Origin of the sequence: Aquisphaera insulae (assembly GCF_011064615.1) — a bacterium.
Lineage (GTDB): Bacteria > Planctomycetota > Planctomycetia > Isosphaerales > Isosphaeraceae > Aquisphaera > Aquisphaera insulae.
The window spans coordinates 26,217-38,373 of the sequence record NZ_JAALJH010000061.1; the positions used below are offsets into that span (position 1 = coordinate 26,217).

At 67.7% G+C, this 12,157-nt stretch carries 13 protein-coding genes; 6 read left to right on the top strand and 7 right to left on the bottom strand.

What is annotated here, in order from left to right:
- The first annotated feature begins 3 nt into the window (after positions 1 to 3).
- Positions 4 to 732: a DUF2306 domain-containing protein gene (locus tag G6O54_RS25805; RefSeq protein ID WP_165229673.1), complete on the top strand. Its 729-nt coding sequence runs from the start codon at positions 4 to 6 to the stop codon at positions 730 to 732.
- A gap of 11 nt (positions 733 to 743) precedes the next feature.
- Here G6O54_RS25805 and G6O54_RS25810 read toward each other — a convergent pair whose 3' ends face one another.
- A complete protein-coding gene (locus tag G6O54_RS25810) occupies positions 744 to 1,523 on the bottom strand; it encodes a DUF1559 domain-containing protein (protein WP_250847085.1) in 780 nt (259 codons plus the stop codon).
- Between the two features lie 198 nt (positions 1,524 to 1,721).
- On the opposite strand from G6O54_RS25810, the gene G6O54_RS25815 reads away from it, so the two are divergent.
- Positions 1,722 to 2,012, top strand: coding sequence for a type II toxin-antitoxin system HigB family toxin (locus tag G6O54_RS25815; protein WP_205679042.1), 291 nt, complete (start codon positions 1,722 to 1,724; stop codon positions 2,010 to 2,012).
- Positions 2,013 to 2,087: 75 nt separating this feature from the next.
- Positions 2,088 to 2,519 carry a helix-turn-helix domain-containing protein gene (locus G6O54_RS25820; RefSeq protein WP_165229676.1) on the top strand — a complete coding sequence of 144 codons (432 nt, stop codon included), beginning with the start codon at positions 2,088 to 2,090 and terminating at the stop codon, positions 2,517 to 2,519.
- A 104-nt stretch (positions 2,520 to 2,623) separates the two neighbouring features.
- Here G6O54_RS25820 and G6O54_RS25825 read toward each other — a convergent pair whose 3' ends face one another.
- Entirely contained in the window at positions 2,624 to 3,394 is a 771-nt protein-coding gene (locus G6O54_RS25825) for a DUF1559 domain-containing protein (RefSeq protein WP_165229679.1), read from the bottom strand.
- A gap of 280 nt (positions 3,395 to 3,674) precedes the next feature.
- Here G6O54_RS25825 and G6O54_RS25830 point away from each other — a divergent pair, with 280 nt between their 5' ends.
- On the top strand, positions 3,675 to 5,378 hold the full coding sequence (locus tag G6O54_RS25830; RefSeq protein WP_165229682.1) for an ABC-F family ATP-binding cassette domain-containing protein: 1,704 nt from the start codon (positions 3,675 to 3,677) through the stop codon (positions 5,376 to 5,378).
- A 65-nt stretch (positions 5,379 to 5,443) separates the two neighbouring features.
- Here G6O54_RS25830 and G6O54_RS25835 read toward each other — a convergent pair whose 3' ends face one another.
- Both G6O54_RS25835 and G6O54_RS25840 read right to left on the bottom strand, forming a co-directional pair.
- Positions 5,444 to 6,877: a DUF1552 domain-containing protein gene (locus tag G6O54_RS25835; protein ID WP_165229685.1), complete on the bottom strand. Its 1,434-nt coding sequence runs from the start codon at positions 6,875 to 6,877 to the stop codon at positions 5,444 to 5,446.
- Positions 6,874 to 8,754, bottom strand: a complete 1,881-nt coding sequence (locus tag G6O54_RS25840; protein ID WP_165229688.1) for a DUF1592 domain-containing protein — start codon at positions 8,752 to 8,754, stop codon at positions 6,874 to 6,876. Before G6O54_RS25840 ends, G6O54_RS25835 begins: the two co-directional genes overlap by 4 nt.
- A 143-nt stretch (positions 8,755 to 8,897) precedes the next feature.
- On the opposite strand from G6O54_RS25840, the gene G6O54_RS25845 reads away from it, so the two are divergent.
- Entirely contained in the window at positions 8,898 to 9,434 is a 537-nt protein-coding gene (locus tag G6O54_RS25845; RefSeq protein ID WP_165229691.1) for an ATP-binding cassette domain-containing protein, read from the top strand.
- A 50-nt stretch (positions 9,435 to 9,484) separates the two neighbouring features.
- On the opposite strand, the gene G6O54_RS25850 is transcribed toward G6O54_RS25845, so the two are convergent.
- The 3 genes from G6O54_RS25850 to G6O54_RS25860 form a co-directional block, all read right to left on the bottom strand.
- Positions 9,485 to 9,886, bottom strand: coding sequence for an HNH endonuclease (locus tag G6O54_RS25850; RefSeq protein WP_165229694.1), 402 nt, complete (start codon positions 9,884 to 9,886; stop codon positions 9,485 to 9,487).
- Positions 9,883 to 10,170: a hypothetical protein gene (locus G6O54_RS25855; RefSeq protein WP_165229697.1), complete on the bottom strand. Its 288-nt coding sequence runs from the start codon at positions 10,168 to 10,170 to the stop codon at positions 9,883 to 9,885. Before G6O54_RS25855 ends, G6O54_RS25850 begins: the two co-directional genes overlap by 4 nt.
- Before the next feature lie 160 nt (positions 10,171 to 10,330).
- Positions 10,331 to 11,662 (bottom strand): OmpP1/FadL family transporter, encoded by a 1,332-nt coding sequence (locus tag G6O54_RS25860; RefSeq protein WP_165229700.1) that lies wholly within the window; start codon positions 11,660 to 11,662, stop codon positions 10,331 to 10,333.
- A 291-nt stretch (positions 11,663 to 11,953) separates the two neighbouring features.
- Between G6O54_RS25860 and G6O54_RS25865 the strand changes: the two genes are divergently transcribed.
- On the top strand, positions 11,954 to 12,148 hold the full coding sequence (locus G6O54_RS25865; protein WP_165229703.1) for a hypothetical protein: 195 nt from the start codon (positions 11,954 to 11,956) through the stop codon (positions 12,146 to 12,148).
- Positions 12,149 to 12,157: the final 9 nt, after the last annotated feature.

The following is a 12,157-nucleotide window of genomic DNA, read 5'->3' on the forward strand; positions in this document are numbered from 1 at the left end:
GACATGGCACCTTCAAAGGGTCTTGCCTTGTGGACTCATGACCACTCGCCCACGCGGGTGGTCGCCCTCGCGAGCCGGAGCGTGCCGACCGTGCGGCGTCTCCCGTCCCTGAGCGCCGCCCTGGCCTTCGCGGCCGGGCTGCTGGTCCTCAAGGTGACCGCGGGCATCGTGTCGAATTATGTCGATTATTTCCCGCCGGATTTCCACGTCGGGTTCCTCCGCGGCCGCGAGCCCCACTTCTGGGGACCTTATCGCTGGGCCTTCTACGCCCATGTCCTGTCCGGGCCGTTGACGCTGGTCTTGGGGCTCGTGCTGGTGAACTCGCGGCTGCGGGCGCGGTGGCCGCGATGGCACCGGCGGATCGGCTGGATCCAGGTCGGTTGCGTCGTGGTGTTGCTGGCACCCGGCGGCCTCTGGATGGCGCGATACGCCGAGGCCGGACCCGTCGCCGGGGCCGGCCTGGCGACGCTGGCGATCCTGACTTTCCTCTCCGCGGTGCTCGGCGTGCATGCGGCCAGGCGGCGGCGTTTCGCGGATCATCGCCGCTGGATGTGGCGGCTTTACCTGCTCCTTTGCTCGGCCGTCGTGCTCCGCCTGCTCGGCGGCCTCGCCGTGGCCATGGGCATCACCGCGTCCTGGTACGATCCCCTGGCCAACTGGATCAACTGGCTGGCCCCGCTCGCCGGGTTCGAGATCTGGGAGCGGGTGCGACGGCGTTTCTCGGCTTCCTGACGCGATCGCCGTCAGAATTCCTCAGCCTTCGGCCCGTCGCCGCCGGCGATCGAGATCAGGGCCCGCCGTACCGTCGCCGGCAGGGTGACCTTGAGGAACTTCACGGAGCCGTCGACCATCCCCGCGTTGAACCCCCAAATATGGTTCGGCTTCGACCCGGCGGACAGGCCGAGGATGAGCGATTCGTCGGCGTCGATCGGGGCCATCCAGGGAACGGCGTGGCCGTCGTCGACCTCGATGTCCAGGATCGTCGCACCGGTCGGATCGGAGATCTCGGCGAATCGGCGGTGCTTTCCCGGGATCAGGCAGCCGCCCTCGGCCGCGTTGGCGAGGTACGTCGTGGCGTTCCTCGGCGCCGTCGATGAGGGGCAGCGGTAGACGTACGGTATGGCCGCCAGCGCCTTCGCGTTGACCGGGTCATCCCAGGGCCTGGAGAGGTCGATGGAGTCGAAAAGGGCCTTCTGCTCGAGGTAGGGCAGCAGCAGCGTCCGCCAGCTATGGAGCCGCCGGCCGCTGGGGTCCACGGTGCAGGCGGGGGGTAAGGCCCCGTGATCCGAGACGTAATTGTGCATCGCCAGAGCGATCTGCTTGAGGTTGTTGACGCACTGGGCGCGGCGGGCCGCCTCCCGGCCACCGCCGCGGAAGAGGTCCGAGAGGAGGAACAGGAAGCACTGGAGGACGAGCACGATCAGGACCATGCAGCCCAGGGATTTCAGGATTCGGAATCCCGGGGGCTCCGGCTTGCGGATCGAGCCGGCGAACATCGGGTCGTGGTCGAAGCGGCCGGACATGGCGGAGACTCCCCGGCGAGCCCGCTCGCCCGGGCCGCCGATACCTTCATCTTACAAACGTCACGGCGAGGCGACGAGAGAGAGCTTAAGGACCTCGACCTGGAAACCGCGCGTGGCCCGAACTCGAAGGTCGACTTGCCTGTTCGTGTATCACGAACTAGGATCGACCGGGTGGTTCGCCCGGTGTGAGGAGGAGGGATGCGGGTGATCTCGAAGGCGAGGCTGAGGGCCTTCTGGGAGTTGGCCGGGAACGACGATTCGGAGGGACCGCTTCGGGCCTGGCACACCCACGTCGGCCATCGATCGGTCGCGTGGCGATCCTGGGGCGACATTCGTGCCGTGTTTGGAAACGCCAGCCTGGTCGGGACCTGTATCGTCTTCAACATCGGCGGGAACAGGTATCGGCTGGTCACGCGTGTCCTCTTCTCGAGCCAGAAAGTCTTCGTGCTCCGGGTCATGTCCCACCGCGAATACGACGATCCGCGCTAGAGGGAGGAGTGTGGTTGTCACACGCCCCCGCCCCGGCCCAGGGAGCCCGGCCCCGGACGCCGGCGAGGTTGAACGATGCCTGCACGATCTTCGTTCGCGTTGCGGGGCGAGAATCAGGATGCCTACCTGGACCTCGTGCGTGCCTTCCCCCTCGCCTCGATCCGCTCCGAGTCCCATCTCGAGAAGGCCCAGTCGGTGATGGACGACCTGCTTGCCCGCGACGCACTCGGTCCCGGCGAGGTGATGTACCTGGATGCCCTGAGCGATCTCGTCGCGACCTATGAGGACCTTCACCATCCGATCGAGCCCGCCTCCGACGCCGACATGCTCCGCCACCTGATGGAGGCGAACGGCCTGACCCAGGCCGAGCTGGCCCGCGCCGCGGAGATCCCCCGGTCTTCGGTCTCCGAGGTCCTTGCCGGCAAGAAGCCCTTCACGCGGGCGATGATCCGTCGCCTTGCCGCCTACTTCCAGATCGACGCCCGCATCCTGGCGTCGAACTTCTGAGAGTCTGTCTCCTGCACAGTTTTCCCACCGACGGCATTCCCAAATGAAGCAGGCACGCTCCGCGTGCCGTCCGCTCTGCGTCTCCAATCGGTCGACAAACCGTGCTAATACACGTCCCCCCTCGGGTTGTCGCCGCCGGCGATCGAGATCAAAGCCCGGCGCACCGTCGCCGGCAGGGTGGGCTTGAGGAATCTCACGGAGCCGTCGACCATCCCCGCGTTGAACCCACTGGGGTGGTTCGGCTTCGACGCTTGGGACAGGCCGAGGATGAGCGATTCGTCGGCGTCGATCGGGGCCATCCACGGGACGGCGTGCCCGTCGTCGGCCTCGATGTCCAGGATCGTCGCACCGGTCGGATCGGAGATCTCGGCGAATCGGCGGGGCCTTCCCGGGATCAGGCAGCCACCCTCGGCCGCGTTGGCGAGGTACGTCGTCGAATCTCTTGGCGCCGATGAGGAGGGGCAGCGGTAGACGGTCGGCCTGGCCTCGAGCGCCTTCGCGTTGGCCGGGTCGTCCCAGGGCTTCGACAGGTCGATGGACTCGTAAAGGGTCTTCTGCTCGAGGTAAGGCAGCAGCAGCGTCCGCCAGCTATGAAGCCGTCGGCCGCTGGCGTCCACGGTGCAGGCCGGAGGGAAGGCCCCGTGATCCGAGGCGTAATTGTGCATCGCCAGCGCGATCTGCTTGAGGTTGTAGGCGCATTGGGCGCGGCAGGCCGCCTGCCGCGCCTCGCTGGGGAAGAGGTCCGGCAGGAGGTACAGGATGACGAGCACGATCACGCCCAGGCAGACGAGGGTATTCACGAGCCCGAATCCCGTACGCCGTGGCTTCTGGATCGTGGCGGCGAACTCGGGATCGTTTGCGAAAGTGCCGGACATGGCGGAGACTCCCCGACGAGCCCGCTCGCCCGGGCCGCCGATTCGTTCATCTTACAAACGTCGCGGAGACGCTTCGAGGGGAAAGCACCGGACCTCAACCCGGGAGCCGCCGGAAGCCAATCCGCGGCGGTTGTCCCTTGCCGAAGCCCCTCAATGCGTGTATTATTTTCGGCTTCCTTTTCGACTCTCCGCGCCCGATGGCGAGGACGGTCCCGGCGGGACTTCGATCGGCGTCCCGGCTTACGCTCCTTCCCCGCCTGAACCGCGAGACGAAATCCCGATGATCCGTTTGATCAACGCCCGCAAGAAGTTCGGCAATCAGACGATTTACGACGGCATCGACGCCTCGATCGTCCGCGGCGAGCGGATCGGGCTGCTCGGGAAGAATGGCGCGGGCAAGTCGACCCTGTTCAAGGTGCTCACGGGCGAGGAGACGCTGGACTCCGGCGAGCTCCTCCGCGACCGCAAGTGCTCGGTCGGCTATCTCTCCCAGGAGATCCATCCCCTCCGCGAGGGGACGGTCTTCGAGAACATGCTCAACCACCTCGGCCCCTGGACCGAGGCCGACATCCGGCTCAAGGCGGTCATGAAGGGGCTCGAGGACGGCGACCCCCAGGCCCTGGAAGACTACGACGACGCGATGGAGGCGTTCGTCGCCGCCGGCGGCTACGAGATGGAGGCCCGCGCCAAGGCGATCTTGCTGGGGCTCGGGTTCTCGGTCGCCCAGCTCGACGCGCCGGTCGCCACCCTCTCGGGCGGCTGGGCGATGCGGCTGGCGCTCGGCGGCCTGCTCGCCTTCGAGCACGACATCCTCCTCCTCGACGAGCCCACCAATCACCTGGACCTCCTCAGCGTCAAGTGGTTCGAGGAGTTCCTCCGCTCCTACCCCGGCGCGATCCTGATCACCTGCCACGACCGCGACTTCCTCGACCGCGTGATCACCAAGACGTTCGAGCTGGAGCTGGGCAATCTCTACACCTATGCCGGCAACTACTCGGCCTATCTCCCTCAGAAGGAGCATCGGCTGACGGTCCACCAGGCGTCGTTCGACACCCAGCAGAAGAAGCTCCGCCAGATGCAGGACTTCGTCGATCGCAACCGCGCCAACGCGGCCACCGCCGCACGCGCCCAGAGCCGCCTCAAGGCGATGGACAAGATCGATCGGATCGACGCCCCCCGGTCCGACAACGCCTCGGTCCGGATCCGACTGCCCGAACCCCCCCGGAGCGGCCAGGTCGTCGCCCGGTTCGCCGACGTGACTTTCGCCTACGGCGAGAAGGTGGTCTACCGGGGCCTCGACCTCGAGATCGAGCGCGGCGACAAGGTGGTGCTGGTCGGGCCCAACGGGGCCGGCAAGACGACGCTCATGAAGCTGCTGGCGGGCGTCCACGCGGCGACGAAGGGCGATGTGGCGTTCGGCAGCAACGTCTTCGCCACCTACTTCGCCCAGCATCGTGTCGAAGCCCTGAACATGAAGTCGACCGTGATCGCCAACCTGAGGGACGTCCACCCCGGCGCCAGCGAAGGCGCCCTCAGGCAGATGCTCGGCGCCTTCCTCTTCTCGGGCGACGCCGTCGACAAGGCCGTCGGGTCGCTCTCCGGCGGCGAGAAGACCCGGCTCTGCCTGGCGCGGATCCTGACCGTCGCCCACAACTTCATCATGATGGACGAGCCGACCAACCATCTCGACATCGCCAGCCGCGACGTGCTGGAAGAGGCCCTGGACGAGTACGAGGGCTCGCTCTGCTTCATCTCGCACGACGAGCACTTCATCCGGGCCGTGGCGAACAAGGTGATCGAGGTCGAGTCGGGCAAGCTGACGGTCTACCCCTGCAACTACGACGACTACCTCTACGCCCGGCTCAAGCGTCAAGAGTCCGACAGCCCCTTCGCCGTGCTCACCCGCCGGGTCAAGCCTCGGTCCGAAGATTCCGCCGACGGTACGGGCCCCAGGGCCGGCCGCCGGGCGTCTTCGGTCTCCTGAGCATCACTTGAATTCCGGGCCGAGTGGCCTGGACGATGAGGTCCACTTCACGGTTCGCGGGCGATTCAGCCCGCCGAGCGTCCCTCGTACGCCGGGTTGTCGAGGCCCTCGAGCGGCCCGGTGCTGTCGGCGAACCGCTCCACGGGCACGCCGACGCGGTCGAGCATCGAGACGTAGAGGTTGCAGAGCGGCGTATCCTTCGCGTAGACGAGGTGGCGTCCCGGGGCGAGTCGCCCGCCGGCACGGCCGGCCAGGACGGTCGGCAGGTCGTGAGGGTCGTGCTCGTTGCCGTCGCGCAGGGCGGAGCCGAACAGCACCATGGAATGGTCCAGCAGCGTCCCCTCGCCCTCCCGGACCTGCTTCATCCGGTCGAGCAGCCGGGCACACTGTTCGATGTGCCAGGTCGTGATGATCTGATATTGCTCCAGCTTCTTCGGATCGTTCTCGTGGTGCGAGAACTCGTGGTGGCCCCCCTTCACGCCCGGCAGGAACGAGAAGTTCTTGTTGCTCACCGAGTTGCCGAACATGAAGGTGGCGATCCGCGTCGCGTCGGTCTGGAGGGCCAGGACGAGGAGGTCGAGCATCAGCCCCGCGTGCTCGGCATGGTCCATCGACCGCTCGCGCAGCCGGCCGGGGTCCCGGTTGTAGAGGTCAACCCGGCCGCCGAGCTCCTCGATGTCCCTCCGCGCCCGCGCGTCGTCGACATACCGCGCACGGCGATCGCTCGCCTCGAAGGCGATCCGCGTCTCGACGGCGCGCACCGAGTCGAGGAACTCATCGAGCTTGCGGCGGTCTTCCCGGCCGATCCGGTCGCGGAGGGCGCGGGCGTCGTCGGCGACGAGGTCGAGGACGCTCCGATCGTCGTCGCGGTCGTCGCGCCGACGGGCCACCGCCCCCGGGCGGAAGAGCCGGTCGAACGCGAGCCTGGGGTTGATCTCGCGGCCGACCGGGGTCAACGGGCTCGACCAGGAGATGTGCGAGCCGTAGAGCCGGGTGTAGCCGACGTTGGTGTCCACGCCGGTCGTCACCGGCTCGACGCCGAGCTCCAGCGACGGGATCCGCGTCTGCACGCCGATCTTGCCGGCGGCGAGCTGATCCATCGAGATGCCGCCCGCGTCCAGGTCCGATCCGGTGGTGCGGCGGATCGTGGTGCCGGTCAGCCAGGCGGCGTCCTTGACGTAGTGGCCGTCCCCCGTGAAGGTGCCCCGATTGCTCAACCGGGTCAGGATGAGCACGTCATCCCGGTGCCGTGCCAGCGGCCGGAGGATGGGCGACAGCTCGTAATCCCGGCCCCTTCCCTTCGGCGTCCAGGTGTGGGGATTGCACCCGTTGGGCCAGAAGAGGCAGGCCATCCGGACCGGCGGGCGATCGTCGGCCGGCCCCGCCCCGATCGCGCCGGCCGACGCGGGGCGCATGGCCTCCAGGAGAGGCAGGCCGATCATCGTGCCCATGCCCCTCAACACGGTCCTGCGCGTGATCGGAAGTTCCCTTCGACTCATCGCCGCCCCCCTGCCGTCTCGCCGCGTCGATACTGGAATGGCAAGCTCTCGACCACCGCGGTGATCAGGGCTCCTCCCCGATAATCCCTCGCCTCGAGCTCGGCCATGACCTGCTTGATCGCCGGGGCGTCGTAGTATTCTACCCCCCGTCGCAGGGCGTAGGCGAGCATCCGCGCCACCAGGTTGCGGACCAGCAACTCGCGCCGGGTCTCCATCAGGATCGTCCTGAGCGCCGCCGGCCCGACGAACTCCTCGCCCGTGGTCAGCTTGCCCGAGGCGTCGACCGGCTGCTTCTGGATCCGGTCGCGCCATCGGCCCAGGACGTCGTAGTTCTCCAGCCCGAAGCCGAGCGGGTCGAGCCGCGAGTGGCAGGAGGCGCAATCGGCCCGCTTGCGGTGCATCTCCAGCCGTTGCCGGAACGTCAGGCCGTCCCGGATCCGGTCGTCCGTCGGCAGCGCCTTGATCATCGGCGGGGGGGGCGGCGGCGGCGTGCCCAGCAGCTCCTCGAGCACCCACTTGCCCCGCAGCACCGGGCTGGTCCGCCTGGGATAGGAGGTCAGGGTCAGCACGGCCGCCATGCCGAGCACGCCGCCGCGGCGACGGTCCGGCAGCTCGACCCGCCGGAACTCGGGCCCGTCCACCCCGGCGATGCCATAGTGCCGGGCCAGCCGGTCGTTGAGGAAGGTGTAATGGGACTCGAACAGCTCGAGGACCGGCCGATCCTCGCGGAGGATGGCGTGGAAGTACGCGACCGCCTCCTCGACCATCGCGTCCCGGAGCTCGGGCGTGTATTCGGGGAAGAGCCGCCTGTCCGGCTCGGCCAGGTCCGCCAGGCTGCCGACGCGGAGCCACTGGCCGGCGAAGTCCTCGGCCATCGACCGCGACTTCGGGTCGGAGAGCATCCGGCGCACCTGGATTTCCAGGACGCCGGGCTCGTGGAGTCGTCCGGCGTCGGCCAGGTCAAACAGCTCCCCGTCGGGCATCGACGACCAGAGGAAATACGACAGCCGGCACGCCAGCTCGTGGTCGGTGACCCGATACGGCCCTTCGCCGTCGGTCCGGTCGGTCTCCAGCAGGTAGAGGAAGGCCGGCGAGACGAGCACGGCGCGGAGCGAAAGCCGGACCGCATCCTCGAATCCCTCTCCCCGGCCCGCTGCGCGGCGATAGAGCCTCAGCGGCCGCTCGACCTCGGCCGCCTCGACCGGGCGGCGGAACGCCCGGCGGGCGAACGCGGCGATGCAGCGTCGGGCCGCCTCCTCGGCGGGCAGGTCGTCGCCCGGTCGGGCGACGACGAACCGCGCCGGCTCGGCCTTCGCCAGCACGTCGGCCGCGGCGGCGAGATACCGCTCCATCAGGATGGGCGGCACGAAGAGCGTCGAGGCGTTGTTGTCGAAGCCGGCGCCCCCGCCGCCGTCGGCGGGGAAGGCGTCGGCCGGACGCGTGTCCACTCCCAGCAGGTCCCGGATGGTGTTGTTGTACTGCCGCCGCGTGAGCCGCTGGATCAGGCTGGGGCCGGGATCGGGGACGCCGTCGGTGACGTCGAGGATGGCCCGGATCGAGGCCGCCGCCCGCTGGCGATCGTCCTCGTTGGGCCCGGCCCGATCTCCGGGCGGCGGCATCGTCCGCTCCACCACGGCATCCACGACCCGTTCCCACAGGTCGCGATCGCCCCGGATGCCCGCCTCGTCCCCGAACTTCGACAGGTCGACACCCCCCTTGGGCTTCTCGCCGCCATGACAGCGCAGGCAGTGCTGCTGGAGCAGCGGACGGACGTTCCCCTCGAACCCGTCGCACCGGGCCGCATTCGGGTTGCCCAGGAGCAGCAGCACGGCGGCCAGGGTCGAGATCGATCGGGGGACGGCAGTCCGATGACCCACGGGCGGCTCCTCGATCAGGACGCGGCGCCTCGACCGTGGCGTGGTCGGGCGCGAAAGGGCGGCGGGGCGGGCGAGAGGTATGGCCCTTTCATCTTAGCGTCATTTCGGCCTCCGAGGTACCCACGCTCCGGGATCCGGGGCCGATGACGCCACGCACCCAGGGCGGGCCGCGAAGAATACCGCCGGCGGCGAAGGATGAACAGGAAATTGCCCCGCTCTCGCAGTTTGCGGCAAAATTGCGGTGTCCCGCTTTCCGCCCGCCGTTTTCCGCCCGCAAGGCCGTCGGGTCGCTCTCCGGCGGCGAGAAGACCCGGCTCTGCCTGGCGCGGATCCTGACCGTCGCCCACAACTTCATCATGATGGACGAGCCGACCAACCATCTCGACATCGCCAGCCGCGACGTGCTGGAAGAGGCCCTGGACGAGTACGAGGGCTCGCTCTGCTTCATCTCGCACGACGAGCACTTCACCCGGGCCGTGGCGAACAAGGTGATCGAGGTCGAGTCGGGCAAGCTGACGGTCTACCCCTGCAACTACGACGACTACCTCTACGCCCGGCTCAAGCGGCAAGAGTCCGACAGCCCCTTCGCCGTGCTCACCCGCCGGGTCAAGCCTCGGTCCGAAGATTCCGCCGACGGTACGGGCCCCAGGGCCGGCCGCCGGACGTCTTCGGTTTCCTGAGGCGTTACGGCCGCCCGCGCTCTGCAAGAGCTTGGTGGCTCCGATCATTCTTACGGTTTGAAGCGGCGGAACTGGATGAGAGCCTCTCGGGTTTCGACCATAAGGGGATCGTTCATGTCCAGGACCTGAACCGTCGTCCGGCCGACGGGGGTAAGGCCGATGAGGCGTGGGCCTTCCCACGCGAAGTGCTCACTCCAGCGGTCGCTGCGAGGATGATAGAGACGGCACAACTCCTCGGTGAGTGGGTCTCGCCCCGCGATGTTCGGGCCCTTGTGCAAGTTGCAGTGAGTACACGCGAGAGCCAGGTTAGATTCGTCGTCGTCGCCTCGGTGCTGCTCCGCGATGACGTGCTCGATCTGGTGTCGAGTCGATACCGCGGACTGGGGGAGCCGGCAATACTCGCAACGATACCGGGCCCGCCTCCGGATTCGACCCCGGAGGGCATCGTTCATCGCGCCGGCTTCACCTTCTGAAGCGACAGGCGGGCCTTGGACTTGAGGACCGCCAGTTCATGATCCACGCGGATATACTCCTCCAGTTCCACCCGCTCCCCGGGCTTGAGCGTGCCATCCCGCGCCTTTGCGGACAACTCGTCCACACGCCGAAGGTCGTCCTCGTCGAACTTCAGCTTGAGTATTGCCCGCGCGGCCTCAGGCGCCATGTTGCCCTGATCCGGCTTCACCACGCGCCCCCAGATCGCCGATGCGGTCTTGCCGGGCGAAAGCGTAGATTCCATGGGCTGACTCCGTCGCGATCGACCTGAACACCAGCGCGACACTACGAGTACACCCTATTCTAGTCGAATTTCGGTCCCGGGGCGAGCGGGCCCGCCTTGCGGGTGTGGATCAGATTCTTCGATACGGGACGGGCAGACAGCGGTCTCGCCGCCGTCTCGTCTACTCGGCGATCGGAACTCCGCCGGCCGGCGTCGGCGCGGGGCCCGCCGGGTCGTCTGCCGCGGCCCGGGCCCGCGATCGCCGGGCCCCGTACTGGATGGTCAGGCCGGCCAGGATGGAATCCACCTGGGCGTCCATGCGGGCGGAGCTGCCCGGGATCTGGGGGATCGGCCCCTCGATGGCGTTGCGGAACCCGTGGACCCATCCGGCCGTGAACATGATGTCATCGGTCATCCGCAGGCTTGCACCGAGCGACAGCGTGTGCTGGATGAACGCGGGGGCCTGGATGTTGAAGATGGTCTTCACGCTGCTGATCGGGTTCTCGTTGAAGAGGTAGCCGCCGCGGAGGGTGAGCCGGTCCGTAACCTGATACTGGCCGCCGACGGCCACGGCGAAGATGCTGCTCCAGGCCAGGCCGCCGCTCTTGATGGAATCGCCCCAGAGGGCCGCGTTGGCGTAATCGAAGTAGCGCAGGTCGACGTCGACCAGCATCCGTTCGATGCCCTTGTAGGCGACGCCCCACGAGTAGATGGCCGGGATGTCGGCCTGGGTGCCGACCCGGCGCGGGGTGAGGTCCGGATTGTAGCTGTTGAAGCTCCACCTCTCCTGCCAGATGGGGCTCTTGTAGGAGAACCCGACGTTCCAGTCGTCGTTGACGTCGTAGAGCAGGCCGAGCTCGAAGCCCCCTCCCCAGAACGGGCGCGAGTTGGTCGCGGTCGGGAAGGTCGCGATCCCGTACTGGTCGGCGGGGCCGGGCGCGAAGAAGGCGGGGTTGAACTGGACGGTGCCCGTCGTGACGACCGGCGCGACCGCGAACGAGAGCCGATCGCTGACGGCGTAAGACGCCATCGGCTTGATCGACAGCAGCGTCGTGTTCGCATAGACCGGCCCCAGGCCGAAGTAGTTCGGCGGCACACGCCCGGCCAGCGTCGGGGTGTTGTAGTTCCCCGCGAAATTGACGCCGCCGCCGACCACGCCGCTGATCAGCAATCCCATGGTCAGCGGCGAATCGGGCCGGAACTTCCAGGAGGCCCCGACGGCCAGATTCGTCGGCACCCCGCTGTCGCTCCGCGAGGTCCCGTAGCGGTTCTCGGGCGGCAAGGACCCGTTGATCGACCCGGCCAGGAGCGCCGCGGAGTAGTGGATGCTCGGGATGATCAGCTCGGACCCGATCAGGAACTCGTCCCGCTCCAGGAAGCTGAGGGTCGCCGGGTTCCAGTAACTGGAGCCGAGGTCGACGGCCGCCGCGGTCGAGGCCCCGGCCATGGAACGGTTGATCGGCCCGGCACCGGGCGCGACGATCCCCTGGGCTCGAGTGGTCGCCGGCAGCATTACGATGGCTGCAAGCACACATCCGATAAGCACGTTGATCCGGTGCATGCGGTTCTGGCCCCAAGCAACGCTCGCAATGAATCTTTCTTAATCCCTACCACTGTATCGACCGTTGCAGTCGTCAAATTCAGTACGAGGCGCGTCACCGGTTCCCCTCCAATCTATTTGCGGTCATCGATTGCACTTTTTGGTCTTCCTTTCATGCAATCGGACCATCTGATTCAATCCGCAGATTCGGACGATAATCCTTCCGTCAAGGGTGAGGGGAGGGACGTTAGGGTATCCCCCTTCGTGACGGGTCATCTCGGCTCGGGCTCGGAGCTGGCGGGCGGCTTCAACCGGTTCGTCCTCAAGGGGCGGGACAACCCCCGCGACACGCGCGGCCCGGCATGGCTGGAGCATTCGCCGGACGGCCAGGATCGGGCAGGTAACGTGGCGGGTCGGGCGGGGATCCTGATGCGCACTCGAGCGACGGTCCTGTGCTAGGAATCATGC

Coding starts and splice junctions, on each gene's coding strand:
- G6O54_RS25820 (WP_165229676.1), top strand. CDS start 2,088: ATGCCTGCACGATCTTCGTTCGCGTTGCGGGGCGAGAATCAGGATGCC.
- G6O54_RS25815 (WP_205679042.1), top strand. CDS start 1,722: ATGCGGGTGATCTCGAAGGCGAGGCTGAGGGCCTTCTGGGAGTTGGCC.
- G6O54_RS25850 (WP_165229694.1), bottom strand. CDS start 9,886: ATGAACGATGCCCTCCGGGGTCGAATCCGGAGGCGGGCCCGGTATCGT.
- G6O54_RS25825 (WP_165229679.1), bottom strand. CDS start 3,394: ATGTCCGGCACTTTCGCAAACGATCCCGAGTTCGCCGCCACGATCCAG.
- G6O54_RS25805 (WP_165229673.1), top strand. CDS start 4: ATGGCACCTTCAAAGGGTCTTGCCTTGTGGACTCATGACCACTCGCCC.
- G6O54_RS25835 (WP_165229685.1), bottom strand. CDS start 6,877: ATGAGTCGAAGGGAACTTCCGATCACGCGCAGGACCGTGTTGAGGGGC.
- G6O54_RS25860 (WP_165229700.1), bottom strand. CDS start 11,662: ATGCTGCCGGCGACCACTCGAGCCCAGGGGATCGTCGCGCCCGGTGCC.
- G6O54_RS25845 (WP_165229691.1), top strand. CDS start 8,898: ATGACGCCACGCACCCAGGGCGGGCCGCGAAGAATACCGCCGGCGGCG.
- G6O54_RS25855 (WP_165229697.1), bottom strand. CDS start 10,170: ATGGAATCTACGCTTTCGCCCGGCAAGACCGCATCGGCGATCTGGGGG.
- G6O54_RS25830 (WP_165229682.1), top strand. CDS start 3,675: ATGATCCGTTTGATCAACGCCCGCAAGAAGTTCGGCAATCAGACGATT.
- G6O54_RS25810 (WP_250847085.1), bottom strand. CDS start 1,523: ATGTCCGGCCGCTTCGACCACGACCCGATGTTCGCCGGCTCGATCCGC.